The organism is Pedobacter kyonggii, from assembly GCF_004310665.1.
Taxonomy (GTDB): Bacteria; Bacteroidota; Bacteroidia; order Sphingobacteriales; family Sphingobacteriaceae; genus Pedobacter; species Pedobacter kyonggii.
In genome coordinates, this window is the sequence record NZ_SIXF01000002.1 from 324,543 (window position 1) to 351,106 (window position 26,564).

The window sequence follows — 26,564 nt, forward strand, 5'->3', positions numbered from 1 at the left end:
ACTTTGGCTTCATCTTAGTTTATAAATAAAATGTAAAGCCGCAAATTTTCTTCTTCGAAGCGCAACTGGTACTGCATTCCATTAAATAGCCATCTTCTTCCAGGCCATTGATCCTCTTTTATTTGAGTCCTCTCAATAGTTTGAAAACTACCATGGTTTTCAAGATCACTGCCCAATACAGCTAACAATTTATTGATCAAAACATTTAATTCATTTTGATATAAAAACCAATTATTGGTCGGTTTTTGCCTGACTAGCAGGAAAAACGGCTTATCACTCACAAGATCATCGTTAATGACCAGCAGTTTATTGAAATAGTCAAAAAGAAACAATGGAGTAGAATATATTCGTCTTAATCCATCCTCGCTCAACACCGGCTCTACATGTTGGATGATAGCTGGAACCATGCTTAAAAACTTATCCCCTTTAAAATGTAGGCATTCATGATAATGATTCACAAATTCATCGGAAGCCATCACGCATGTGTTGACCTTAAATTTTCTATAGATCGCTTCTGCTTTTTTTAGATTTTTTTGATCATTGGTAATGTAAAAATCGCATGTAGAGGCAAATGCAGTATGAAATGCATCTTCACTGGTATTGCGAAAAGTTTGCCGTCTCCCTTTATTAACGACTACCTTATCCTCTTGGTAACCGTGCATATCTAACCTTATGTATTCATTGCTCAATTCGTTATACCAGTCAGGAGAATAATCATTTGGCACAGTGGTACCTGGTAATACTATTCCCAATTTCTCGTAGGCCTTTTTAATCATCATATAGGGATTTGATGTATCGTATATCCGGTCACGGTTTATCTTGATCCCTTGTTGCATTGAAGTTCGCAGCTGTTTATAGTCGTCCTGCTCGTTTAGCCGCTTGAACATATTTAGTAATGCATTGAATACTCCTTCACCTGTGTAATTATTCTCTAAATCAGGTAAAAACTGTTTCATCTGCGCGGCAGTTTCTGGATTCTCAAAAGCTTGGCGAAAAACCGCATCGACCTGCTGATTTTTTAATATGTCCAAATATGGTTTGAGCATCGTTCTGATCTCTATATCGTCATCGCTTAAATCTTCATTAGCAATATCAGAATTGAGTATATCCAATATTCCTCCAAGATCGTTTCGTTCGTTATACAAATCCTGGGGACTACGTTGCTCTATGGCCACTTCTTTGCCAGTATTGAAAACACAAAAATCGTCTGTCAATTTACTAATAAACTCTAGGTCAGCCATAATGTTATCTTTGTTTGCTGCGTCTTGGCTACTAGCAGCAATATCCCCAATATGGGATGTAGAATATAACTTAAAAAATTTATCATTATCCCCAATAATCTCCGAAAATTCTTCGTGCATTCTTGCCTTCATCTGGCTCATAACGTTCCAGTCCATATAAATTCTAATCATTCGGTCTAATTTTAGTTTACATTCAGTCTCTACCTGGGCCCGTTCATAATAAAAGACGTTTTCAGATTGATGATAAAGCACGTAAAAAGCCGGTAGGCTGTCATTGAGTAAGTAATTGATGTTTGAAACCTTAATTGCAAAAGAAATACTGCCATCTTTATTCTTTTCAATCGACTGTGTTGCCTTTAGCTGAACCGGAAACCTAAGATTGGTATTATTCCCTTTCGACTTAATTTCAAGAAACAGATCGACACCTTTATCATGTTGAAGTTCATCGCGTATCTCAAAATCCAGAGCACTAAACATATCCCGAAACTTACTTCTGGAAAGCGTCTCTAAATTTGCATTTTCATCTGATTTGGGCAGTGATTGATTATTGAACTCGTCTCTTGTCATTTGGTGTAAAGGAAGTGATTAGCGAAGTTATCGAATTAAAAGATGATTTTTGAAGCAGAAATATCTCCTAGAAGAATCAGTATTTTGCTGCCAGGGGAAATATTATCTTGTCTACGCGAAATGATATTCGGATATTTACTATTTCAGTAAAAGAGAAATTAGCAATGAAATATAGCCAATCAGATTTCGTAGTCTACAACACAATTAATGGTAGTCAAGTTTATACCTGGGTGAAAAATGTTTTTGATGAGGAGAAATATTATATTCTAGACTTTGAAGATAGTAAAGCGTTAGAAAGCGAACTTAGTAGCTATGACGCAGCTAATTTTTCGGTACCTAGCGCCCCACAAAGCAGCAATATTGATGATTATCACCGCGATACGATGATAGACAGGATTGTAACTGCATTGCAGCCTAAGCAAAATTCTTTAGATCTAAAAGTATCTAAACTTGCGGGAAAAATTATTTTTGAGACCGAAGTTAAGGATACTGAAATACTCGAAGATCAGAAATCATTAATAGGGTTTGTTGAAAAGCATAATAAAATGATCGCTAAGATTCAGGAGAGATTTAATGGACGTTGGGGCATCAACATTCCGGTGGAACTACGTTTCCATGAAAATAAGGCTTCGTTAAACCCAATTAAGATTTAGTATTTAACTCGGGAAAATACTGGATTTCGTTATTAGGGCGGTATTTGATATTGATGATTATTTACTGTCGACCAATTTGTTTGAAATTCCTACTGTTATGAAACGCATCTCCAGCTTCTCTGTTTATATCCTCACGAATAAAGCGTTACCAAAATTTTTAACTTCACAACGCTATTCATCTAAAATGTGCTTAATTAATAATACTAAATTGTGTCTTTAAATTAGCGATTTCACTTATGAAGAAAAAGAAAATAATTAAGACAAATGATAAGGTTCGTGCTTTAACACCTTTGCAGGTTACAAGTATAGCTATCACAACTGTAGTAATCTTATCTCTTTGGATGTTAAACTGGGTTCTTTTAGGAGATAAGATTCCCCAAGACGGCATTAATGATCGTGGAACGTTCGGTGATATGTTCGGAGCTGTAAACGCATTATTTTCTGGTCTTGCTTTTGGTGGAATTATATGGACTATTTTACTGCAACGCAACGAACTTAAACTTCAGCGGGAAGAATCTAGAGAGTCTAGAAAAGAAGCAGTTGAACAAAATAAAACTCTAAGAGCCCAGCGCTTTGAGCACACTTTTTTTAATATGCTAAATCTTCAGAACGAAATAATAAAAAACTTACAGACACCTACAGGGAAAGGCAGAAAAGTAATTCAAGATGCCAAGAATAGTTTAACTAGCTTTTTAAGCTTAAGTAATTTAAAGGAAATTGCAGGATCGCTGGAATGGGGTTTTTATAGAAATGAAACTTGGGAAGGACATTCCATTACAACATTTCATGCAGGAGGTGTATTAAAAGATTTTTATCATCAAGAATTCTATGATCAGTATTCCAGTCATTTCAACCACTACTTTCGCCATCTGTACCACATTTTTAAGTTTATCTACTTCTCGAAACTCGAGGTGGGAGAAAAAAATTTTTATGCTACCCTCGCACGGGCATCTCTTTCGCAAGATGAGTTATATTTAATAGCATTCAATGGCCTAATTGAGGGATATGGTAATCCCAACTTCTTGTATCTAATTAAAGAATATGATATTCTTCAAAATTTTGTACGTGCAGAAGTACAACCCGATGTGTTCATAAATCTCATTGATGAAGAATTAGCTTCAGTAATTTATCCATTTAAAGAGACAAAGCCGACAACGGTTAACTTTTAAGCAGGTCTATTCGTATTCACCAGATAAGTGTCTATTGACATCCTGAGTTAGCCTATCAATAATTAAAGACAAAGATTTCGATTTTTCTCCATCCAGACTGTCAGCCGTTTTCAATGCCAAACTGATATTTTGGGTAATCACTAGTTTTTGGTGATATTCGGACATTTTTAAGATTGTCCGGTTATACAAATAAAAGAAAACTGCTGCAATAAATTCTGTGATTACACCCGATGCAGTAGTTACGTATGCAGGTTGAACGTTAGATGCGTTTGTGTACATCATAATAATTCCGGTAATCATTACAATGAAACCTACTATCCCAGCAGAGGCAGAAATCCAAAAGCTTTTATCAGCCTGTTCCTGTGTTTGAAGATAATATTGATCCAGGTACTTGAAATTGATCTCTACCAGTTTATTGAAAAAATCCTGTTCTAAGTTTTCTTTGAGTTGCTGGGCACCTTGTTCATTCAGTTTTAACTTAATTCTATTCAAATGACCTTGCCAGAGAGCACGAGTATATAGTGTAAAAAAAACAAATAATAATGTTGATAAAATTGCACCTAATCCGGCAAACAAGGGCATTTTTATTTTGTAGTCGCTAATTTGATCTCGCCTAATGTTCGCATTTATCCTACTTTCTATCCTTTGGTACTTCGCTAACTCTTTTAAATAGTCTTTTTCGTTAGTAAATCGAGATTCACTAATGAAAAACCTGCCATTTTTACCAACCGGAATCTCATTCATCACCAGAGAGTCCGTAAGCCTTTGCTCATTGTTATAATCGAAGTTGACAGATGTATAACTCAAGTAGGCCCCAGAAAAAAGGCCCACTAATACAAATAATATAATTAAGCTTCTATGCGATTTTCCATCGATTAAGCCTTCGAGACGAGATTGGATACGTCGCAAATGTTCCGTTTCATCTTCTGGTAATTTGTCTTCGTCCATTTTTTGAGATAATTAATTTGATTTTGTATTGGCTGGAACTATCTGGTCACTAAAATATGTAATATTCTTCGTTGTAACTAATGGTTAATCCATGTTCTGGAAAATATCGGGACTAATACAAAGCACTTGACAAAATACTAGGTTCCAGAAAAATTATAGAAAATGTATTCACACCTGGAGGTATTGTTATTAAGTTCGGCGAAGGTTAATGAAACGAATAGAAAGTCTGTCGCTTTTTCTTTATCAGCTTAAAGTGCGAACGCGCAGTCATTTTTGCCGAATTGAAACACGAGGCAAATGGCGAGAGAGTGTTTCAGGAAGATCTTCACTTTTCATTTATGGAATTTGGCGGGAATAACATCGTTCATTACAATTTTGATGAGGAGGAAACTAACTCGGAAAAAATTCTAGCAACTAGTGTCACCAATAGAATATTTCTGATCCATGACAAGGATTCGGGTAAAGAAGAGCGACATATTGGGTTAACTAAACAACTGGGGAAGAATTACCATTGTTTGGATACGCTCGAAATAGAAAATCTTTTATCGCCTGCCGTGTTGCAATTAACCTTAAAAGATTTCAAATTAAAAGCGGTTGTGGAATTAGAATTTAATGAGGTTACCCAAGAAGAATATGTCGATATTCCGTTTATTGATGTTGTAAAGAAGTTGACTACCTTAGATAAATTACGTAAAATTTTTCCAGAGGTAAAAGCAAACGCAGTGCCTAAACTATCTAATAAAGCTGATTTTGCAAGATCAGCCGTTGCCCATATCACAAGCTGGGAGGATCTTTCCCCATCAGCTCAGAAACTAACAACAGCTGTATACAAATTTATTAAATCACACAATAGCCATACTAGTTAAGAATGACACCAACAGAGCAGTTTTGCAGAATATTAAGAGAAAGATCCACAGACCATTTGTCTGCGGGAAGACTATTGTTTACCAACCAGCTGTATGGCCAGGTTATATCTACTTTGCGGCAAGAACTGGATTCAATGGTTAGGGCTATTTTTCTTTTAAATCAGGATTTAGCCCCAAGACAGCATTTTATCGGGCAGACTTTGCAGAACGAAAAATGGACATGGCCCAACACGCGCTCGCAAATCACTGACCGTAATATGGTTGATTTAGCCAATTCAATGTATGGTTGGACAAATTCCGTATACAAGCTCGGATGCGCATTTATACACCTGTCTCCCATGGCTGACTATAGGAATGAAAACCCATTTCGGCAATTATCACCTGATGAAATCAACAGTATCAAACAGCATTTGCATGATTACCACAGCTTTCCCCTGGCAAATGATTTGAACATGGAGGCCGTTAGTCCTTATTTACTCAAGGTATTGGACAAAGTTTCCAGTAATCTCGAATGTTATATAGGTTATCTCGAAGCTGACAAGATAGGCGTTAGCTAATTTTCTTTTACTCGGTATTTTGTGGGCCAGTTTTAGATGTCTACATTTAAAAATGATAACAATACCCATTGAAGAATTCAATATACCATTAGACCAGGATAAAGATGTTTTAAAGAGCTGGAATTGGTTTATGTCCCTGTTCTCTGATGAGGACTGGCAGAAAAGAAAAGAAGCCATTGAACAGCGAATTACAGTCGAAATAAAAGGGGGCGCTCCTTTTAGTGAATCTTTGGACAAAGGGACATTATTGGTGATAAATGATGACCAGATAGGGTGGTTCCTATATTTAGTAGAAATGTTCTTAAAAGCGGCCCTACAAGTATGAATTTTTCCAGGGAGCGCGTGTCGTTCCGATCTTTAAAAGATTTGGGCAGGATTTTGATTTGCTGATGAGTATTGAAGGTGTCCGAAAGAAAGCCAAGAACCTGATTAAAGTCCGTAAATCGGAAGCCGATGCTTTATTGTTTGAGATGCTCACAGCATTGATGTGGGCAAGAAACGGTTGGGAAGTTAATTTTTTAGAAGAAAGCAAAACAGGAAAGATGCCTGATCTCCTCGCTAAAAAGGGTGACAAGGAATATCATATAGAATGTAAAAGGCAAAAAAAGACTTCAGAATATGCGTATAGAGAGACAAAGAAGCGCCAGGTTATGATCTCTTATATCAGCAAAGAACTACTCATCCACAATTTATTGCTTGATATCGTTTTTCATGTTGAATTGGAATCATTGTCTGACACTTATTTAAGAGATTTGTTAATTGAAAAGATTCCTACAATATCGAACCCAGGCCGAATTTCGGATGAGGGGAAAGTCGATATTGATATTTCATTTGTGGATATTAAGGGTATTAATGAACATCTTGTAAAGTTTTTTGTAAAACATCATTCGCCACAGCTCAATTTGCTTATTGGAAAAAAGGCACCTGATAACTTGGGCTTCACTTCAGGTATGTATGCTAACTTTATTAAAGTAGGTGATGGTGAAGTCAATAATCAATACGTTAGCGAGATTAGCAACGCTTACGGAGTATTTTGGCATTGTGATGCTCCCGACGCCATATCGGCAAAAGCTAGGGACATAAAAAAACAACTATTTTCTGCACTCAAACAATTCCAGCCCAACCAGAATGTTGTTATCCATATTGGTATGGAAACTTTTGACGGCCCAGAAGTTGAAATGAAGCGAATGTTAAAGATCACAGATACGATTGAAAATGTTGAATTTAAAGCCCCAGATTTAAAATGGGCCTATTGTCACTTTTTTCAATCTTATGCAACACCAGACGAAGCTTGGGTCTTTGATGAAACAGTGAACACCATTTCCTCAATACCACCTGAAGGCAAACCTCCACTAATTTCCAGTTTCCTTGTTATTCCCGAAGATACAAGTTTACATAATCTAGCCCATTGGGAAAGACCATTGCCATAGAACATGAAATAATTTTAGGGCTTTTTAAACTTAACTTTTAATTCGTCAAAAGCGTTGTTAAACTCCTGCATCCTCATGTTTTGAAGCTGTATTAAAAAATCATCTTTAACATCTGTAGTATCAAGGTGAAAGCTTTTAGCCACTTTCGCCCTAGCTTTCCTAAGTTCAGCCTCTGTATATCCGTATCCAAGTGATAGCAGTTCCTCGGGAGATGAATCCATCCTGTAGTGGAAAACTTCACTGTTTAAGATATTCCTATCGTTTCCGTCGGTGTTGGGAGCGGTAATTTTTAAGCCAATTTTATGCGGTATAGAAAATTTAGTAACTACGAACTCGCCATTCATTGTTAACCACCTTAGCTTTGAATCATAACTAAGATTTACATCACCAACAATGCAATCTAAAAAATCCTGTCCCAAGAAAGATTCAAGACTGCTAGATTTTTCGGCGGCTGGTTTATTTCCCTTTGCAGCGATTACAGTATCCAAATCAAACGCCTGGTATTCACGATCCGTAAAATTCAATACAAAAGCGGCTTCTCTCCAGTTGGTCAGCTTTATTGATTGGGCTAAAATATTTTGGTCGAAGGCCCAATCTTTTTTCGACTGAAACATGATTGATTTTTTTTCAACTATATTCCCAACATTAAGTGTTAGCTCAAAGATACCATCTGCACCCAGTATATTTTCCGTGGCATTTGGCCCCGCCCTCGGAATTTATGATAGTTGATACTCCAATTCCATGTTCCTTGATTTCCTGCCTGCGCTTCTTTGACTTCTACTTTTTGATTTCTAATCCTTAAAGTAGCACCTAAATCTCCGGTTAAGGTATCTTCTTCTTCATTGGCAGATTCGTAACCTTCCAACGCAATTTCACAGTGTTCTTTTAAATGATTTTTAATTGCATTTTTAACTTCGTATGGGATGGAGAGTGTTCTTCGAGCCATTGGGTAATATTTAAATAAAAAGTAAGTGATAACGGCGTTATGTTTGTTATATGGAAATGTATGGGATAGAGGTTATATAACTCTCTTTATCCAGTTTGAGGATTAACCAATTCAGTGCAATACGGCCATCTTATTTTTTTTCTTCTCTCAGGTTTGCTAATATTCCTCTTTTGTAAGCCGCCGAGTATATAATTGAAATTCTGTGGAACATTAGTGTAGTACCCGCACATTACACATTGCCACGACTCAGGTGTATGCTCTAAATTAATTACGCCCATACTCTGATAAAGGCATTCAGGACATTGCTGTGTTTGATCTGCAGACTCGTTAAGCCCTGATCCTACGTTTTCGGCTACATAATAAATTTGATCCTCTGATTTACAATATAAACACATTACTGTGTCAGGAGAATTGATGACGGGAGCAGATTGTTCACAGTTAGGACAACAATCAAAATAAGAAGTCAATGGAGCCTGAAAATATGGTTGCTTTTTTTTAGCTGTTTTAATTCTGATTGCAGTATAACAGTCGATGTCTCTCAACATTAAGTCAATTTTTTTAAACCGATCAAATTCCTCATAGAACTGTTTATAGACCTGATCGGCATAAAATTCAAGGCAAAAGTCGATGCCAAACGCTATCAGTTCCAGACATTTTTGTTCGTCTAACTCAAGGTGGTAGTGAGTATGTTTATGTCGGTTATTCCTTAGCTCATATAATGGCTTTGCTTTCAGCTGACTCAGATCAATGCTAAAGGGTGCCTTTTTTAACAATTTTCGGCTATCGTCGAAAGTGATAGTTTTGAAATCGCCCGACTTGATTGCGGCATTATCTATTTTCACGGGGTCGCTGACCACTAAGCGCCAATCATACCAGGCAAGTCGAAATTTGAGCAGGCATTCCAATGCATTTTGAATAGAACTTAAATTCATTTTCAACTGGTGAATATCATAGTACCTTGGTTTACGCCCATATGAAAGGTGTTCTGCAACGTGATGAATCATGTCACTCGCATTATTAAGTAAGTTGTCAGCAATATTGAAGCGCCATTGAGAGTCTTGGTCAAATGTCATCCAGGTGATTGAAAATGTTAATCTTTGTCTGAAATAGCTTCATGAATTGACATCACAGCCTCAGTCAAGTCGGTCCCGGACATATTACCTTTAAACCCCAATTGCATTGCAATTGCCTCCAATGCTACAGGTTTGTGCGAAGTATTAACCAGTAAGCCGTCCTTTATCGCTCCAGCAATCAATTCCGCTTGCTCGATCTTGGCGGCAATCAGAAGCGCATCTGCGGTAGATAGGTCTTTGAAATCTTTTTTAAGGTCTTTTGCAGTTTCCTTAACTGTTTGATAGTAAGTCATACTTGTTTGTTTGTTTAAAGGTAACAAATCCGCGAAACAATACTAACCTTGAAAACTCTACTATAGCAAAAGTCAGATTTTCATAAATTGATAGATACACTTTGTAATGGTCCCTACTTAAGTTAATATCTTACATTATGAAACAAATAACAATCAGAAGGCAACCCAAGCCCAAGCACAAAAAGCCTATCCGTGAGCCTAAAAACGAAGAAAATCCTATAGGTAGCGATAAAATTTTCGTAAATTTAATAGCAGATATCGTATTTGAAAACCTATTAAACAAGTATAGAAAATGAATGCCATAGGCTATATAAGAATCAGTAAAAAAGACCAGTCCACCCATTCACTGGACTATCAAGAGAAAAGCATCCGTGATTACTGTGATCGCAATGCTCTTGAGCTTGGCTCGCTCTTTATAGATGACGGGGAAAGCAGCTATACCTTTGACAGGCCGGATTATAAAGCACTTGAAGATTTCATTAAAAAGAATAAAAAATCAGTTAAATACCTTGTCATATTTGACCATGACCGATTCAGCCGTAACCTGCCCGAAGCACTGCAAAAGATCGAATTTTTAGAGAAAAGCATGATCTGAAAGTAATAGCGGTAAGTGAGCCATTGGACATTGACACCAGTGATCCCTCAGTGTTTTTGCTCCGGGCCTTCAAATACCTGATCGCCAATCAGGAATTAATGACCATCAGAAAAAGGGCGAAAGTAAGCGCACGACATGCACAGGAATCAGGTAGGTACCTTAATAAAGCACCTTATGGCTATATCAATGGTAAACACACTGATGGTAAAATGATCTTGCAGATTGACGAATCTAAGGTATTCATTATAGAAAAAACTACAGGGATTATCTGAATGGCATTCCTCATTATATAATTCACAAAGAGGTTAAAAAGCTTGGGTTTCCACATCACTCTGCCAGTGCCATTTTTCGCGCACTTAATAACCCATTGTATTGCGGACTGGTAAGGGTCTGCGCTTATGGCAAGCTGCCTGAAAAGCTGGTGAAAGGGGTTCATGAAGCAATTATACCGGAATCACTCTATTATAGGGTGCAGGCTAAGCTAAACGGAAATAAAAGGGGAAAGGAGTCCAAGCCAAAAGATGAATTTCCACTGAAGGGAATTATTAAAAGCCCTTGCTGTGGCAGGAACTTAACCGCTGGATGGAGTACAGGAAGGTTAAAGAAATATATGTATTACCGCTGTTTGGATCATTCCAACGTAAACATATCCGGAATTGAGTTGCACGAAAAATTTGAGGAGTTGTTGCGGCATTTAAGCTTTACTCAGGCTTTTGTAGATGAAGTTGTGGAGTTGGTTTCAGGAAAAGTAAAAGAGATCCTGAAATCAAACGAAAATAGGTTAAAAGTACTTAGGCAGCAATTACAGGGGGTAGAAGTAATGATTGCCAGTGTAGAGGAAAAACTTTTTTCTGATGTGATTAATGATGATACCTACAAAAGGAACATGCAGAAGTTTAGAGGGGAGCAGGGTAAATTGAATGATGAAATCGAAAGTCTGAATAGCTTAGCTGACAACATTCAGCAGGATTTATTGGTATTACCGTATATGTTGAACCTGCATCAGGTCTATATTGATGCGCCGCTCGGACAGAAGCATGCGATGATTAGAGAGGTGTTCAAAGATAATCTCACATATAAAAATGGGATGTTTAGAACACCTTCGGTCAATCCAGATTTAAAATGTAACTTACTGTTATTAAAGCAAATAGGGTTGCTCGAAATCGAGCAACCCTATCACTTTGAGAAGTCATTCTCCTACTGCGGAGAGCGAGGGATTCGAACCCCCGGACCTGTTACAGTCAACAGTTTTCAAGACTGCCGCATTCGACCACTCTGCCAGCTCTCCGCTGCAAAAGTACGAACTTGGCGCAAATCTGCAAATGATTTCCATTCAAATATTTGCATAAATATTTTAAGCGTTGCTAATCATTTAGTTAGGTCGCATAAAAACTTTCAAAAAAACAAATTAAGGGCCAATAATGGCTATTTTAGGTGCAATTTTGGACTTTATGTTTAAACTATAGCGCCTCTTTAGGATAAATTTTTTCCCGCTCTACCGATAAAATACCATTTCCCTCAATTGCAAAACAAACGAGTCCGGTTAATACCGAGACCGAAAACCAAAATTCTGAATAGGGTTTAAAAATACCACCAGAAATATTTATAAAGAATACGGCCCCGATCAATATTGGTAAATTAACCAGGCAGAATACACGGGTATGTGTGCCCAGGGTAATGGCTAAACCTCCAATTAGGTGCAACATAATAATCAGGTGTGCTAGTAAGCTAATGCTCACAGCTGTGCCTAAGAAAGCGCCCCTCATTAAATTACTAAAGGCTTGCATATTAATGTAAAAATCAATACCCTTCCAAATTAAAATAAGGCCTAATAAGATTCTAAAATAGTCTAACCATTTTGGGTGATGGTGATCGCCCCAGGTCTGGATTTTCTTAAGCATGTTCATAACTTCTATATTTTGGTTATGACAATTTACGGAAAAATTAAGAAAATAACAATGTTTAACTATTTGATTTTAAGGCTTTTTTTTATCAATAGTTTTACTGTTTACATAATCAGTTGGCGACATGCCAAACTGTTTGGCAAAGTTCCTTCCAAAATGAGATTGAGAGCTATAACCGACCATTTCTGAGATTTCGTAAATTTTTAGTACCCCTTCATTTAAAAGCTCGGCGGCTTTTTTTAGCCTTGCCAAATTAATCAGTTCATTGGGGCTAAGGTTAGAAATGGATTTAATTTTCCGGTATAAGGTTGGCCGGCTCATATTCATCTTTTCTGCCAGATGTTCGACGTCCAGATCCTGATTGCTGATATTCTTGTTAATGGTATCCTGTAATTTTTCTAAAAACAGTTCGTCTGCCTTTGAATAAGCAATACTTTTAAGGTGAAGCAGGGGGGAGCTCGCGAAATACTCTTTGATCTTGTTCCTGTTTTTAATCAGGCTCGAAATCTGTACCTGTAAGAACTCGGGAGAAAAGGGCTTTTCTACATAGGCATCGGCACCCAGTTCCAAACCTTCAATTTTAGATTGCAATGAATTTTTTGCGGTAAGCAGGATAACGGGAATATGGCTGAATTCTAAGGTAGATTTGACTTTTGCGCAAAATTCGAAACCGTCCATTTCCGGCATCATTACATCACTAATGATGAGCTGAACAATTTCACGCTGTAATATTTCTAATGCCTCGATACCGTTTCTGGCCTGTAGTACATGATATTTTTCTTCCAGATCATCTGAAATGAAATCAAGGATATCTTCATTATCATCAACCAGTAACACTACAGATCTTTCCATATCTTCAGTATCTTTTATGGTCAGCTTGCCTACAATTTCTTCCATTTTCCGTTCAGGTTAAATTCTATAAGTTGATGGATAGGCAATTCTAATACAAATATATTAAAATCATGATCATTAAAATCTAAATAAAGCTCGCCGCTATGCAGTTGAGCAAGTGATTTTGAAATCGATAAACCTATTCCCGTTCCGGCTTTTATTTCTGTTTCTTTACCTCTAAAAAAAGGTTCGAATATTTTGTCCTTAATTTCTATAGGGATTCTATGGCCGTCGTTTTTTACCATCACTGCAAATTTGTCGCGTTCCTGCAGTGATAAATTGATCCCTACCGTTGTTTTTCCGTATTTAATGGCATTGTCTACCAAATTGCTGATCATTTTGTAAAAAGCCTCAACGTCTATATAAGCATAGAGTTTTTTCTCAGGTAAATGCAGGTTATACTTAATGTCTTGCTGTTCTGCAGCAGGTTGAAACTGAAGAAATACATCTTTCAGGATTTCTGAAATATCGGCCTTTACGAAGTTTAATGAAAATTCACTGGTTTCAGTTTTTCTGAAATCCAGTAACTGGTTAGTCAATTTGAGCAGCCTATCAGTGTTCCGACCCATAATCCGTAAATTCTTTTCTATTGCCGGCACGGCATCAGCCTGTTTAATCAGTTTCTCCATCGGGCCGATAATCAGTGTAAGCGGTGTTCTGATTTCGTGGGCAACATTGGTAAAGAATTCGATTTTTGCCTGATACACTTCTTTTTGTTTTTCATGCTCAAAAACTTCCATCCGCCTGCTGTTTTTTAACGCAATTTTTCGGTGGTAACTCCGTACCAGAAAGAAGATAATTCCACCTGCCGCGATCAGATAAAGTAGATAGGCGATAGGGCTGAGGTAAAAAGGAGGTCGGATTTTGATCAGTAATTTCGCATTTTTGGTGCTCCAGGTACTACTTCCTTCAACCAATGCTTTCACTTCAAAAATATAATTCCCGGGGGCAAGTTTGGTAAAATAAACCTTCCTGTTGGTTTTTAAATATTCCCAGTTTTTATAAAGCCCGGTCATTTTATAGGCATACTCTGTCATTTCGGGCGATAGATAGCTTAATGCCGCAAAATCGACACTAAAAGAAGATTGGTTGTAGTTCAGTTCGATGGTATCGGCATAAACGATCGACTGATCAGAAACAGAATCTGCCCCATTTAAACCTATTTCTAAACTGTTGATCTGGAAGCCGGTTAAAAATACAGGGGTTTCGTATGATGTTGCTTTTAAATTGGCCGGATTGAAGCTGACCAGCCCTTTTACGCTCCCAAAATAGGTTCGGCCATCCTCATCCTGATAGGCAGAACTGTAGTTGAACTGATCGGTAAGCAATCCGTTGGCTTTAGTATAGGTTTTGTTTAAACCCGTGGAGGGGTCAAAATGGATAAGTCCCCTGGTACTGCTAATCCAGAACTTATTTGCAGCATCTTCTTCAATGCGGAAAAGGTAATTACTGGGAAAACCATTTTTTATGCCGTAACGCTTAAACTGATGTGTCTTCTGATCAAACCTGCAAAGTCCACCACCGTCTGTGGTTACCCAAATCTGTTGTTTACTATCTTCAAAAACACTATTTACGGTGTTATGACTTAAACTTTTCGCATCTGTCGGGCTATTTCGGTAGTTCACATATCCGGGTTTGGATAAGTTAAACTGAAATAAACCATCATTAAAACTGCCTGCCCAGATATTGCCCTTGCTATCTTCAATAATTGAATAGTAAAAAATAAAGGGAAGGCCGGCAATAGGCTCAAAATCATCGCGTTTGCGGTTGTAGCGGTAAATCCCATTAATGGTCCCAACTAAAATTTCACCAGACCGTGTTTTACAGAAAGTAACAATAAAATTGGTGCGTAAGGCATTTCCAACACCTGCCTGGTAATGTTTGATTACCTTTTCTGTTTTCAGGTCTAAAACATCCAGTCCGTGTTCGAAAGTGCCAACCCAGAGTTTGTCACCGTCAACCAATAAACCATGGATGTTGGAATAGGCAATGCTTCCGGGTTTTCCATCAGGCAAAAAGTGTTTAAATATTCCTGTTTTTACGTCAAGTTTGTTCAGCCCCGCATCTTCCGTACCGATCCAGAAATTTCCGTTGCCATCCCTGGTAATTTCCCTTACGTCGCTTCCACTGATCGAGTTTGTGCCTTTTTGAGGAAAGTATTTGGTAAACAGGGAAGTATGGCTCGAATAGTAGTTTACACCGCCAAAATAGGTGCCTGTCCAAACGCCTCCTTCGCGGTCAAGGCAAATGGTGTAAACGGCATTATCGCTTAAAGAATAATCGTTATTGTACTGTTTTTTAATATGTATAATCGCGCCGTTTTCGTCATTGTAAATGTAAATGCCCGATTCGGTGGCAATCCAAAACTCATGAGGCCCTGTTTTTTTGATATCCCGTACAAAAATTGGTGTTTGGTCGTCGTTTAACCGCAGTATATTTTTTGATGCCAAGGTTACCGGATTAAAGAGCTTGACCCCCTGATTGGTGGTGCCGACCAATAAATTGCCATTTTCGGTTTCCGCAATTCTGGATACCCAGCCGTATTCTATTTTTGCATTTTTACCGTTGATGTTAAAACGCTGAAAATTATTCGCTTTTGGATTGTATTTTTCCAGCGTCCCCTTTCCGGTACTGATCCATACGCTGCCATCTTTTAAAACCGTTACCAGTGAGGCATCAAAAGGTGCATTATGGGTAAAAGCCTGTACTTTCTTACTGTGCTTTTGATATAGGTATATTTTGAATGAAGACAAGATCCATAAATTTCCACGCTGATCGCTGGCCAGATCTATAATCCGCATCCCTTTGGTTTCTTTGATGATGCTGAAGCTTTCTTTTGCCGGATTGTATTGGTAAACGCCGCTGTTGGTGCCTACCCAAAGTGTTTGCTCCCGGTCGTGGTGAAGTGCATAGATTAAATCGTTGCCTAAACTGCCAGCCTGGTCTGGGTCGTGGCGATAGGTTTTAAAAGAATAACCATCAAACCGGTTTAAGCCATCTTTTGTGCCAAACCACATAAAACCGTTTCCATCCTGCACACTACAAAAGGCCGTATTGTTAGAAAGCCCGTTTTCTACCTGATAATGCCTGAAATAATAAGGCTGCGCCCACAGCAGGTGGACCGAAAAAAACAGGCATAAAAGGATGAAGAGTTTTTTCAAGATATCTTGGTCAGCTGCATCAAATATATTAAAGAAATGCTTTGCTTTCAGGCTAAATTGAATTTGAGCGGATAAGTAGAAAGATTGAGACAGATTCCATTTTTATTTGGTAAAGTCTTAATGGTTTAAGAAGCTCAATTTTATAGACCTGAAACTTGTAAACTGCCAATTGCAATTTAATCTGAGTATTAGGCTTTGTTATAGACCTGAAGACTGCTAATTGCAGACTAATCTGTGCGTTACCTAAGCTGCGCAAAGTTCGGGCTCAGGGCTGCGCTTCGCTCCGGTACCGATGAAGGATCGGTACTGACCCCTTACAATCCCTAACGCGAAGCTACTGCATTAAGACTTTGCACGTAATTGCCTGCGCTCGTTTCCTAACGAGTGCTTAAATAGATAAACGATTTTATCGTTTGTAAACGACAAACTATTCAACGCTCGTTAGAAACGAGCGTTAGCCCAGATGGTGGCCGCAGGGAGGTGTCGTCATTACAAGATTGCTTCCTGAAAGGTTGATTCCCATAGAGAGGTCGTCATACTGAACTCGTTTCAGTATCTATCATACTATTCTGTTATTATTAGATCCTGAGCTAAACTCAGGATGACGCATTGAACGGCATTTTCCGTGTTTCTGAGTTTCCGTGGCTAAACAGACTCCTTAAATACAAATCGAGACAAAATGAAGAAAGATTGATACAAATGCGTATCCCTCTGAAAAGCTAAAAACCGAATCTTTGGATAAGAATTAAATAGAACTAAATCCATTTAGCTCTTTAACTAACCAAATCCCTAACCTAATATGAAAAGAAGTTTATTCTCTTATGGTGGCTTTGTCCTCCTGGATTGGTATCCGCTTCAAAAAATGTTTTTGAAACGCAAAGTCCTCTCCGCTATTTTTACTTCCATCACCTTAATCTTACTTTCCTTTCAGCTCAGTGCCCAGGAGCAAACAGCTGTTACTGGAACAGTAACCGACGAGAAGGGTGAAACGGTTGTTGGCGCCAGTATTAAAGTTAAGGGTACCAACACAGGGGTAACCACCGATGGCAATGGAAAATTCAAGATTCAGGTAAGCGATAAAAATGCTACCCTGATCTTTATTTATGTGGGATATGCCAATCAGGAAGTGGCATTAGCTGGTCGTACACAAATAAATGTTAGTCTTAAGCCATCAAATAACGATCTGTCAGAGGTTGTTGTGGTAGGCTACAATACGCAGAAAAAGGAGGCCATTACAGGCGCCATTTCATCAATCAGCAGCAAAGATCTTGAAAAAGTGCATGGCGGTTCAACGGTGAGTACAGGTTTAGCAGGGAAGCTACCAGGCGTATCTTTCAGGATGCCTGATGGAAGACCAGGGGCGAGCGCCAATATTCAGATCCGTAATATGGGTAATCCGCTTTATGTTATTGATGGTATTCAACAGGATGCCGGCCAGTTCAATAATATTTCTCCTAACGATATCGAAAGTATTAGTGTGCTTAAAGATGCGTCGGCTGCTATTTATGGTAGCAGGGCATCAAACGGTGTAATTTTGGTTACCACTAAAAGAGGAAAAAACAGTACCCGCAATACTTTTAGCGTTGATGCTTACACGGGTTGGCAAAACTGGGTGCGTTTCCCGGAAACGACCAATGCTTACCAATGGAAAGTGGGACAGGCTACTGCAGAAATGAACCAGAACGGGGCAACCAGTATTACCCAGGCCGAACTGGATAAATGGAAAGCAGGTACTGAATATGGCTATCAAAGCCAGAACTGGAAAGACATTATCATTGCACCTAACGCACCCCAAACTTCAGTAAACCTAAGTGCTTCTGGTGGAAGTGACAGGGTAAACTATTACTTTTCTGCTACCCGTTTAGATCAGAAAGGGGTGTATGGAAAAGCAAGGGAATTCGATTTTAACCGGACCAATATCCAGAGTAATATCGAAGCTAAAATAACCGACCGTTTTAAAGTAGGTATGCTCATCAATGGCCGTATCGAAAGCCGCGATCAGCCAGGCGTACCAGGAGGCGATGATTACTGGGCTGCACGTTTTGCTTTATTGAGAAACAGACCAACTGAACAGGCTTATGCCAATGGCAATCCGAATTATCCCAATGATATTGGGCACAATACCGAGCAGTTTGCCGTGCAGAGTAAAGCGCTAAGTGGTTACTGGAAATCAGACTGGAGGGTTTTGCAGACCAATTTATCAGCCTCTTATGAAACGCCTATAAAGGGTTTGGAAATAAAAGGTTTATATTCTTATTACATTGCCGATAACGTAATTAATGGACATGAGTATACCTATAATGTGTATACCTACCATCCGGAAACGGGCATTTACGAACAAAAAGTAGGCAGTTCAAACCCATACAGAGAGCGTAGAAATGAAAAAGTATACACCAATACCTATCAGCTTCAGGCCAATTATAACCGCACTTTTGGCAAACATACCGTTGGTGGGGTATTGGTAGCTGAGCGTTTAGACCGTTTTAGAACTTATACCTTTCAACACGCTGTACCACAAACTAATATTTTACCTGTGCTGCAGTTTGCCGATATGGATGGGCAGGATTTTGCTGATATACAGGAAGAACAGGCACGTATCGGCTACGTGGGTAGGTTAAATTACAACTACGATAACAAATATTACCTGGAGCTTTCCGGTCGTAGAGATGCCTCTTGGAAATTTGCACCAGACAGGCGTGTTGGTTATTTCCCTTCGGCATCAATTGGATGGAGAATTACGCAAGAGAAATTTATGAAATCACTTCTGGGCGAAAGCAACATCTTAAATGATTTGAAACTTCGTGCTTCTTATGGGGTATTGGGTGATGATGATGTGGGTATCGATCCTTTTGCATATATCCCGGGTTATAACTACAACCAGGGCAGCGTGATATTGGATGGAAAAAACATCACCACTTCGAGGGATAAAGGTCCTATTATCAATAACCTGAGCTGGTTTAAAAGCAAAATTACCGATATCGGTCTGGATTTTACGATGTTCGGCAGTAAACTCTCTGGAACAGCAGATTATTTTTATAGAAAACGTTCGGGTTTACCCGCCATTAAAAATGACGTAATTGTTCCTATTGAACTGGGATATCCTTTAAATGTTGAAAACCTGGAGAGCGATGCACAGTTTGGAGGTGAATTCTCTTTAAACTACAGAGATAAAATCGGTGAGTTTAACTACAATGTTGGCGGAAACATTTCCATTAGCAGAAAGAAGCTTTTAGAAAGATATAAGCCACGTTTTGGCAACTCGTGGGAGAATTACAGAAGTAATGGTACCGATAGATATGCCGATATTTTCTGGGGTTACGAGGTAACCGGTCAATTTCAGAGTATCGATGAGATCAATAATTACAAAGTTAACATCGATGGAAAAGGCAACCGTTCTTTATTGCCCGGTGATTTAATTTATAAAGATCAGAATGGCGATGGGGTTATTAATGGTTTAGATGAAAGGCCGATTGGTTATACCACAGCGGGGCAGCCAAATGTTGGCTTTGGTTTCACCATTGGGGGTTCCTATAAAAACTTCGATTTTACTGCCGATTTTTCTGGTGGTGCCATGTACTCCTGGAACCAGAACTGGGAGCAGCGTTGGGCATTCCAGAACGGAGGTGCTTTGCTGCAGAATTTTGCTGATGACAGTTGGCACCGCACTAATCTTTACGACCTGAACAGTCCATGGGTGGCCGGTAAATATCCTGCAATCCGTTTTAACGACCGCGACCACAGTAACAACACCAGAAACTCGACTTTCTGGTTGCACAATGTGAGGTATCTAAGGGCACGTACACTTGAAATTGGTTATACCTTGCCAAAAAGATGGGCGGAAAAAATCAAGATCCAGAATGCAAGGGTATATGTAAACGGGTATAACCTGTTTTCTATCGATAACCTGAAAGAATATGGTGTAGATCCTGAAATTGCAGACGACAATGGATTGCAATATCCACAGAACAAGTTCTTTAACATAGGTCTTAAATTATCGCTATAACATGAAAAAGACTAATCAAATGAAAAAATATATATACGCATTTGCTGCCATTGCATGTTTAAGTTTTGCGCAGTCGTGTAAAAAAGATTCCGAATTTTTGGATAAGCAACCTACCAGTACCCTGCCGATTGATGCAGTGTGGAAAGATCCTAACCTGGTGCTTACTGTGGTTGGCGATCTGTACGATCGTTTCCCTGATTTTCAACGTATCGAATCGTGGTGGTTATTTGCCGATTTCGATGAGGGTTTTGCCTCTGCAGGCGGTGATTACGGTCGCCACCAGAATTTAGAATATGGATACGATGCATGGAGATACTGGGATATAGGCGTTTACAGGCTGGTAAACGACCTGAATCTGTTTATTAAACGTGGGCAGGAAGCGACCGCTCTAAAGGCCGAAGACCGTGACCGTTTTTTAGCTGAGGCGCGTTTTATCAGGGCCGGTGTTTATTTCGAGATGGTAAAAAGAATGGGCGGTGTTCCGCTGATTACTGTTCCCCTGGCATACGATTATAGCGGAGATCCAAGTTCCCTGCAATACCCAAGGGCAAAGGAATCTGAAATTTACGATTTTGTGATTGCAGAACTGGAAGCCGTTAAAACCATACTTCCAGATAATGCAACCGTGCAGAGCAGGGCTACAAAAGCTGCGGCCCTGGCCATGGAATCGAGAGCTGCACTTTATGCAGGTTCTATTGCAAAATATAGCAATGCCCAATTAACCCTTCCAGGTGGAGAGGTTGGCATTCCTGCAGCAATGGCCAGTGGTTATTTTACCAAAGCCTTAAATGCCGCAAAAGAAATTATCGATGGTGGTAAATATTCGCTTTATAAAAAGAACCCAAATCTATCTGATAATTTTGCAGCCCTTTTTACCGATAAAGGCAGCAATCCGGAAGTAATATTTGCTAAAGATTTTAAATTGAAAACCAATAAAGTACATGGTTTTACAATCGATAACCAACCGCGCTCTTCAGCCGAAGAAGCACAGGGAGGAAGGTTAAATCCTTCATTAAATCTGGTGCAGTCTTTCGAAAAATTAGATAATACCTATGCCTCTTTAGCTGCTGTTGATGGCAGCGGAAACCCGGTTTATTACACCAATATCACCGATATTTTTGCTGACCGCGATGCACGTTTAGCAGGTACGGTAATTCTTCCCGGAACACAGTTTAAAGGTAAAACGGTTGATATATGGGCGGGCTATCAATTGGCCAATGGTACAATTGTAACAGGCGACAATTTTGCGCAGAGTAAAAGCAATGTACTTCCCGGTAACCCGGGTTCGGTGCAGGTAGTGGGCGGTGATGGTCCTGTTGATGGACTTGAATTTAGCGCACAATCTGGATTTTACGTGCGTAAATATTTAGATCCTGCTACAGGTTCAGGGCAGATTGGTACCCGAAGCGATGTATGGTGGATCCGTTACCGCTATGCCGAGGTATTGTTAAATGCCGCCGAAGCTGCTTTTGAATTAGGCGATGCAGCTACTGCAGCCAATTATATCAAGCCGGTAAGAGACCGCGCGGGGTTAACCACAGCACTGAGTCCGGCCAATATTACTTTCGACCGGATCGTACACGAACGTAAAGTAGAATTTGCTTTTGAAGGACATCAGCTTTGGGATATGAAACGTTGGAGACTGGCCGATAAAGTATGGAACGGCAACAATATGTCGGTTGCTGATTTTACCAACGCCAGCAATATCGGTAGCGCAACCCGCACCAGTACACAGGTGTTTGGCTTGTGGCCATATAAATACTATAATCCGGGCAATGCGAATCATTTAAAATATATTTTTAAGGTGATTAAACCTAGCCGTGTAACTGCAGCGCACCGCTTTCGTATCGGTAATTACTACTCTTCAATCGGGCAGGATGTACTTAATGGCAACCCGAAAATTATCAGAAACCCTAATCAATAATCAGATACAGACATGAAAAATAGAATTTATTTCATCATAGGGGCAATTATAGCAGTGTTGTTCTCCTCTTGTAAAAAGGATAATTATGAGGCACCTGCGGCCGATTTTACAGGAAGGATCGTATATCAGGGCGAAGCAATCAATGTGCAGTACGGCCAGGTAAATTTTGAACTTTGGCAATCTGGCTTTGGCAATTACTCCGCACTAAATGTAAACGTTAGCCAGGATGGCAATTTTTCGGCTAAGTTATTTGATGGGAACTATAAACTGGTTTTCTCTCCAAACCAGGGGCCGTTTTTGTGGAAAAAAAATGCAGCCGGTAAACAAGATACCATAGCGGTAAATATTAGCGGTAACAAGGTGATGGATATAGAAGTAATGCCTTACTACATGATCCGAAGCGCTAGTTTAACAGCTGCATCTGGAAAAGTGAACGGATTCTGTAAACTGGAAAAAATAATCACTGATGCCAATGCAAAGGATATAGAAAGTGTATCGCTTTATATCAACAAAACACAGTTTGTAGATGGGGGCAATAACATTGCGATACAACAACTTACGGGTGCAGCGCTTGCCGACCTGAATAACTTAAATATGAGTGTAAATATTCCTACAATTGTACCGACACAAAATTATGTTTTCGCCAGGATAGGGGTTAAAATTGCAGGAGTAGACGACCTGATTTTTACGCCTGTAACCAAAATAAGTTTTTAACCAAGGAAGGTGTTTTAGAAGGTAAATCTAAATGGAATTTGTCACGTTGTCCAAAGGACTCCTACGGAGCGCTTGTCAAAACGCTTTAATAAATATATTTAAGCCAGTCCTTCGACAAGCGATCATTGGCAGATTCCAGTATAAGGGTCGTCATTGCGAGGAGGAACGACGAAGCAATCTTTCATGCTAGCAATTTCTGCTATAAAGATTGCTTGGTCGGCTGAAAAAGCCTTCTCGCAATGACGACACTTCGAGGCTATTCATTCTCTTAAAACTATGTCAATAATATTGATTTTTATAAAATAAATTATTTCTCAGGATGGCATTTATACCATGAACATTCTGGCTTATCAGTATCTTACCCTTAGCAAATCATTATTAAATGAAATATCTTTTCGCCTTTTTTTTAAGCACGTCAGTGTTTTTTATAGACCAGCAAGCATTTGCCAATCCGTACAAAAAGGCATTGAATGATACCATTTACCTGGCCGATCCAACCATTTTTTTGGATGGCGGTGTATATTATTTGTATGGTACAAGTGGCGATAAAGGTTTTCTGGTCTATTCTTCGAGCGACCTTAAAAACTGGACTAAACCGACCGGAAAAAATAAGGGGTTTGCATTAAAAAAGGGCGATGCCTTTGGAAACAAGGGTTTTTGGGCGCCGCAGGTATTTAAAAGAGGCAAAACCTATTTTATGGCCTATACCGCAGATGAGCAGATTGCCATTGCGCATGGTAATAGCCCGGCAGGACCTTTTGTTCAGGAAGAATTAAAAGCAATATCAGGTACAGGGAAACAGATCGATCCCTTTGTATTTACCGATACAGATGGGAAAAACTACCTTTACCATGTTAAGCTCGATCAGGGCAACAAGATTTTTGTAGCACAACTGAAAGATGATTTTTCTGATGTAATCCCCGAAACAACAAAATTTTGTTTATCAGGAACAGCACCCTGGGAAAATACAGCGAAAACCGATTGGCCGGTAACCGAAGGCCCAACGGTAATCAAAAAGGAAAATCTTTACTATCTTTTTTATTCGGCAAATGATTTCAGAAATCCTGATTATGCCGTGGGTTATGCTACCTCAAACTCAGCTACCGGCCCCTGGACAAAATATCAGGGCAACCCGATCATCAGTAAAAAGGTATTGCAGATAAACGGCACCGGGCACGGCGATTTCTTTATCGATAAAAACGGAGTATTACAATATGTTTTCCATACGCATCACTCAAATCGTAAAGTATCGCCAAGAGCTACAGCTATAATCAAAGCCGCCTTTATAAACGACAAAAATGAGCGTTTTCGCATGCAGATCGACCCTGAAAGTTTTCGGTTTTTAATGCAAAGGATTAATTGATTGCTTTTGTAGAAATATTGAGATAAAAATAGGCCGATTTAAGAAAAGAAATCGCTTTTTTTAAAGATTAACGAATGCCGCTGAAAAAAATATAAAAGACGTAAGAATTTATAATGAATGCTTTTAAAATAAGATATCTGTTTGTTGCATTGTGCCTGTTACATGCAGCATGTTTACATGCGCAAACATTTACCAATCCTTTATTGCCCTCGGGTGCCGATCCATATAGCTTTTATAAAGATGGTTATTATTACTATACCCATACTACTGGAAACCGTGTAGACCTTTGGAAAACCAAAACCCTGGATGGCTTAAAAGATGCTGAGCGGAAAACGATATGGAAAGCACCTGCAGGAACCATGTACAGTAAAGAAATCTGGGCACCAGAAGTGATGTTTTTAAGGGGGAAATGGTACGCTTATTTTGCCGCCGATGACGGGAGGAATGAAAACCACCGTATGTATGTTTTAGAAAATGCTTCGGCCGATCCGATGAAAGGCGAATGGGTATTTAAAGGCAAAATTACCGATCCGACCGATAAATGGGCCATTGATGGAGATGTGATCGATTTTAAAGGCCAGTTGTATATGATCTGGTCTGGATGGGAGGGAGATGAAAACGGCAAACAGGAAATTTTCATCGCCAAACTTAAAAACCCCTGGACAGTAGCGGGTAAACGGGTGAAGATTTCTACACCCAAATTTAGCTGGGAAAAAATCGGAGACCTTGGCGCAGGAGCGCACGTGGATGTAAACGAAGGACCTCAGTTTTTGCCGCACGGTGATAAAATATTTGTTATTTATTCGGCCAGTGGCTGTTGGACAGATTTTTATGCTTTGGGTATGCTTTCGGCTTCGGCTAAAAGCAATCTGCTCGACCCTGCTTCCTGGACAAAATCCGATCAACCTGTTTTTCAGCAGTCGCCAAAAGACGGCGTTTATGCGCCAGGCCATAACTCATTTTTTTCTTCGCCGGATGGAAAAGAAGATTGGATCCTATATCACGCCAATGATAAACCGGGCCAGGGCTGCGGAGGTTTCCGCTCGCCCCGGGCCCAAAAGTTCAGCTGGAATAACGACGGGACACCAAATTTTGGAACCCCGGTAAAAGCAGGGTTGAACTTAACATCACCATCAAACCGTAATAAAAAATAATCAGATAAATACCGATATGAATTTAAAAAACTACGCGCTACTTGCTGTCTTGAGCTTTAACATCAGCTTGGGTTTTGCGCAAAAAACAAAAAAAAGCACTGAGCCTGCAAAGGTTTGGTCGATAGAAAAAGCCAACGCCTGGTACAAAGAACATAAATGGTTAACAGGTGCCAACTACATTCCTTCCAATGCAATTAACCAGTTGGAAATGTGGCAGGCAGATACTTTTTCACCCGATCTGATCGATAAAGAACTGGGCTGGGCCGAAGGAATCGGCTTTAATACGCTGCGCGTATTCCTGTTCAGTAAAGCCTGGAGTCAGGATCCTGAAGGTTTTAAAAAGAGAATGGATCAATTCTTAAACATTACCCAAAAACATGGTATTAAACCGATGTTTGTTTTTTTCGACGATTGCTGGAATAAAACTTCGGCCATTGGTAAACAGCCAGAGCCTAAAACGGGTATTCACAATTCGGGCTGGTTGCAAGATCCCGGCGATCCTGCTTTTAAAGAAGAAGCCAATTTCCCTGAACTGGAAAAATATGTAAAGGATGTGCTTACCCGTTTTGCACATGATAAAAGGATTCTGTTATGGGATTTGTACAATGAACCCGGAAATAGCGGAAAGTTAGAAGCCTCCATACCTTTGTTAACCAAAACCATCAGCTGGGCAAGGTCGGTTAATCCCGATCAGCCGATTTCTATCGGATTGTGGAGCTGGGGTTTCGAAAAGCTTAATGAAATTCAGCTGGCCAATTCAGATATTGTAACCTACCATAACTATGAGGCACCAGATTGGCACCAAAGAACCATCGATCTGTTAAAAGCCAGCGGCCGGCCATTGATCTGTACCGAATATATGGCCCGCTCGCGTAACAGCCGTTTCGCTAACATTTTGCCGATGTTAAAAAACGAAAATGTAGGCGCCATTAACTGGGGTTTTGCTGCGGGTAAAACCAATACCAAATACGCCTGGGATACCCCGCTTGCCGATGGATCTGATCCGATTGAGTGGTTCCACGAAATCTTTCAGCCCGATGGCACCCCGTACCGCCTGGATGAAGTTAACCTGATTAAAAAACTTAACAATAAATAAACCATATTCTTCTTTC

24 protein-coding genes, 1 tRNA gene and 1 pseudogene are annotated in these 26,564 nt (G+C 39.4%); 16 read left to right on the top strand and 10 right to left on the bottom strand.

Annotated elements, in window-relative coordinates; translation table 11 throughout:
• Positions 1-14: 14 nt before the first annotated feature.
• On the bottom strand, positions 15-1,808 hold the full coding sequence (locus EYS08_RS03925) for a DUF4365 domain-containing protein (RefSeq protein ID WP_131028538.1): 1,794 nt from the start codon (positions 1,806-1,808) through the stop codon (positions 15-17).
• 164 nt (positions 1,809-1,972) lie between these two features.
• Between EYS08_RS03925 and EYS08_RS03930 the strand changes: the two genes are divergently transcribed.
• Positions 1,973-2,461 (top strand): hypothetical protein, encoded by a 489-nt coding sequence (locus EYS08_RS03930; protein ID WP_131028539.1) that lies wholly within the window; start codon positions 1,973-1,975, stop codon positions 2,459-2,461.
• Between the two features lie 236 nt (positions 2,462-2,697).
• Positions 2,698-3,630: a putative phage abortive infection protein gene (locus tag EYS08_RS03935; protein WP_131028540.1), complete on the top strand. Its 933-nt coding sequence runs from the start codon at positions 2,698-2,700 to the stop codon at positions 3,628-3,630.
• A gap of 6 nt (positions 3,631-3,636) precedes the next feature.
• Here the strand turns inward: EYS08_RS03935 and EYS08_RS03940 are convergent, their stop codons facing one another.
• A complete protein-coding gene (locus tag EYS08_RS03940) occupies positions 3,637-4,578 on the bottom strand; it encodes a TRADD-N-associated membrane domain-containing protein (protein WP_131028541.1) in 942 nt (313 codons plus the stop codon).
• Positions 4,579-4,859: 281 nt separating this feature from the next.
• Here EYS08_RS03940 and EYS08_RS03945 point away from each other — a divergent pair, with 281 nt between their 5' ends.
• The 4 genes from EYS08_RS03945 to EYS08_RS03960 all read left to right on the top strand — a co-directional run bounded on the left by EYS08_RS03945 (position 4,860) and on the right by EYS08_RS03960 (position 7,431).
• Positions 4,860-5,444, top strand: coding sequence for a hypothetical protein (locus EYS08_RS03945; protein WP_131028542.1), 585 nt, complete (start codon positions 4,860-4,862; stop codon positions 5,442-5,444).
• A 2-nt stretch (positions 5,445-5,446) separates the two neighbouring features.
• Positions 5,447-6,001 (top strand): hypothetical protein, encoded by a 555-nt coding sequence (locus EYS08_RS03950; protein ID WP_131028543.1) that lies wholly within the window; start codon positions 5,447-5,449, stop codon positions 5,999-6,001.
• A gap of 52 nt (positions 6,002-6,053) precedes the next feature.
• Positions 6,054-6,326 (top strand): hypothetical protein, encoded by a 273-nt coding sequence (locus EYS08_RS03955; protein WP_131028544.1) that lies wholly within the window; start codon positions 6,054-6,056, stop codon positions 6,324-6,326.
• A 64-nt stretch (positions 6,327-6,390) separates the two neighbouring features.
• Positions 6,391-7,431, top strand: coding sequence for a hypothetical protein (locus EYS08_RS03960; RefSeq protein ID WP_131028545.1), 1,041 nt, complete (start codon positions 6,391-6,393; stop codon positions 7,429-7,431).
• 14 nt (positions 7,432-7,445) lie between these two features.
• Here EYS08_RS03960 and EYS08_RS03965 read toward each other — a convergent pair whose 3' ends face one another.
• The 4 genes from EYS08_RS03965 to EYS08_RS03980 all read right to left on the bottom strand — a co-directional run bounded on the left by EYS08_RS03965 (position 7,446) and on the right by EYS08_RS03980 (position 9,743).
• On the bottom strand, positions 7,446-8,045 hold the full coding sequence (locus EYS08_RS03965; RefSeq protein ID WP_131028546.1) for a hypothetical protein: 600 nt from the start codon (positions 8,043-8,045) through the stop codon (positions 7,446-7,448).
• 38 nt (positions 8,046-8,083) lie between these two features.
• A complete protein-coding gene (locus EYS08_RS03970; protein ID WP_131028547.1) occupies positions 8,084-8,377 on the bottom strand; it encodes a hypothetical protein in 294 nt (97 codons plus the stop codon).
• An 86-nt stretch (positions 8,378-8,463) separates the two neighbouring features.
• Positions 8,464-9,450 (bottom strand): hypothetical protein, encoded by a 987-nt coding sequence (locus tag EYS08_RS03975; protein ID WP_131028548.1) that lies wholly within the window; start codon positions 9,448-9,450, stop codon positions 8,464-8,466.
• Positions 9,451-9,467: 17 nt separating this feature from the next.
• Entirely contained in the window at positions 9,468-9,743 is a 276-nt protein-coding gene (locus tag EYS08_RS03980) for a hypothetical protein (RefSeq protein ID WP_131028549.1), read from the bottom strand.
• Positions 9,744-9,880: 137 nt separating this feature from the next.
• Here EYS08_RS03980 and EYS08_RS25640 point away from each other — a divergent pair, with 137 nt between their 5' ends.
• The 4 genes and pseudogenes from EYS08_RS25640 to EYS08_RS26595 form a co-directional block, all read left to right on the top strand.
• Positions 9,881-10,039: a hypothetical protein gene (locus tag EYS08_RS25640; RefSeq protein WP_165456365.1), complete on the top strand. Its 159-nt coding sequence runs from the start codon at positions 9,881-9,883 to the stop codon at positions 10,037-10,039.
• The gene (locus tag EYS08_RS03985; protein ID WP_131028550.1) at positions 10,036-10,338 is read left to right on the top strand and encodes a recombinase family protein; all 303 of its coding nucleotides are present in this window, start codon (positions 10,036-10,038) and stop codon (positions 10,336-10,338) included. Before EYS08_RS25640 ends, EYS08_RS03985 begins: the two co-directional genes overlap by 4 nt.
• A gap of 98 nt (positions 10,339-10,436) precedes the next feature.
• Entirely contained in the window at positions 10,437-10,610 is a 174-nt protein-coding gene (locus EYS08_RS25645; RefSeq protein ID WP_165456366.1) for a hypothetical protein, read from the top strand.
• A 20-nt stretch (positions 10,611-10,630) separates the two neighbouring features.
• A pseudogene (locus EYS08_RS26595) lies at positions 10,631-10,768 on the top strand (hypothetical protein); the annotation flags it as partial.
• A gap of 773 nt (positions 10,769-11,541) precedes the next feature.
• Here the strand turns inward: EYS08_RS26595 and EYS08_RS03995 are convergent.
• From EYS08_RS03995 to EYS08_RS04010, 4 genes are all read right to left on the bottom strand, one after another.
• Positions 11,542-11,626: transfer RNA gene (locus EYS08_RS03995), tRNA-Ser, on the bottom strand.
• A gap of 172 nt (positions 11,627-11,798) precedes the next feature.
• On the bottom strand, positions 11,799-12,245 hold the full coding sequence (locus EYS08_RS04000; RefSeq protein ID WP_131028551.1) for a DoxX family protein: 447 nt from the start codon (positions 12,243-12,245) through the stop codon (positions 11,799-11,801).
• Between the two features lie 69 nt (positions 12,246-12,314).
• Entirely contained in the window at positions 12,315-13,139 is an 825-nt protein-coding gene (locus EYS08_RS04005) for a response regulator transcription factor (RefSeq protein ID WP_131028552.1), read from the bottom strand.
• Positions 13,124-16,294: a ligand-binding sensor domain-containing protein gene (locus tag EYS08_RS04010; protein WP_131028553.1), complete on the bottom strand. Its 3,171-nt coding sequence runs from the start codon at positions 16,292-16,294 to the stop codon at positions 13,124-13,126. The genes EYS08_RS04005 and EYS08_RS04010 overlap by 16 nt, the downstream gene beginning before the upstream one ends.
• Before the next feature lie 799 nt (positions 16,295-17,093).
• Between EYS08_RS04010 and EYS08_RS04015 the strand changes: the two genes are divergently transcribed.
• The 6 genes from EYS08_RS04015 to EYS08_RS04040 all read left to right on the top strand — a co-directional run bounded on the left by EYS08_RS04015 (position 17,094) and on the right by EYS08_RS04040 (position 26,548).
• Positions 17,094-20,297 carry a SusC/RagA family TonB-linked outer membrane protein gene (locus EYS08_RS04015; protein WP_244215848.1) on the top strand — a complete coding sequence of 1,068 codons (3,204 nt, stop codon included), beginning with the start codon at positions 17,094-17,096 and terminating at the stop codon, positions 20,295-20,297.
• A 19-nt stretch (positions 20,298-20,316) separates the two neighbouring features.
• The gene (locus EYS08_RS04020) at positions 20,317-22,221 is read left to right on the top strand and encodes a RagB/SusD family nutrient uptake outer membrane protein (RefSeq protein ID WP_131028554.1); all 1,905 of its coding nucleotides are present in this window, start codon (positions 20,317-20,319) and stop codon (positions 22,219-22,221) included.
• A gap of 12 nt (positions 22,222-22,233) precedes the next feature.
• Positions 22,234-22,935 (top strand): DUF3823 domain-containing protein, encoded by a 702-nt coding sequence (locus tag EYS08_RS04025; RefSeq protein ID WP_131028555.1) that lies wholly within the window; start codon positions 22,234-22,236, stop codon positions 22,933-22,935.
• A 382-nt stretch (positions 22,936-23,317) separates the two neighbouring features.
• A complete protein-coding gene (locus EYS08_RS04030) occupies positions 23,318-24,298 on the top strand; it encodes a glycoside hydrolase family 43 protein (RefSeq protein ID WP_131028556.1) in 981 nt (326 codons plus the stop codon).
• Positions 24,299-24,411: 113 nt separating this feature from the next.
• Complete coding sequence (locus tag EYS08_RS04035) at positions 24,412-25,452, top strand: glycoside hydrolase family 43 protein (RefSeq protein WP_131028557.1); 1,041 nt, start codon at positions 24,412-24,414, stop codon at positions 25,450-25,452.
• Positions 25,453-25,468: 16 nt separating this feature from the next.
• Positions 25,469-26,548 carry a glycoside hydrolase 5 family protein gene (locus tag EYS08_RS04040; protein ID WP_131028558.1) on the top strand — a complete coding sequence of 360 codons (1,080 nt, stop codon included), beginning with the start codon at positions 25,469-25,471 and terminating at the stop codon, positions 26,546-26,548.
• The last annotated feature ends 16 nt before the right edge of the window (positions 26,549-26,564 follow it).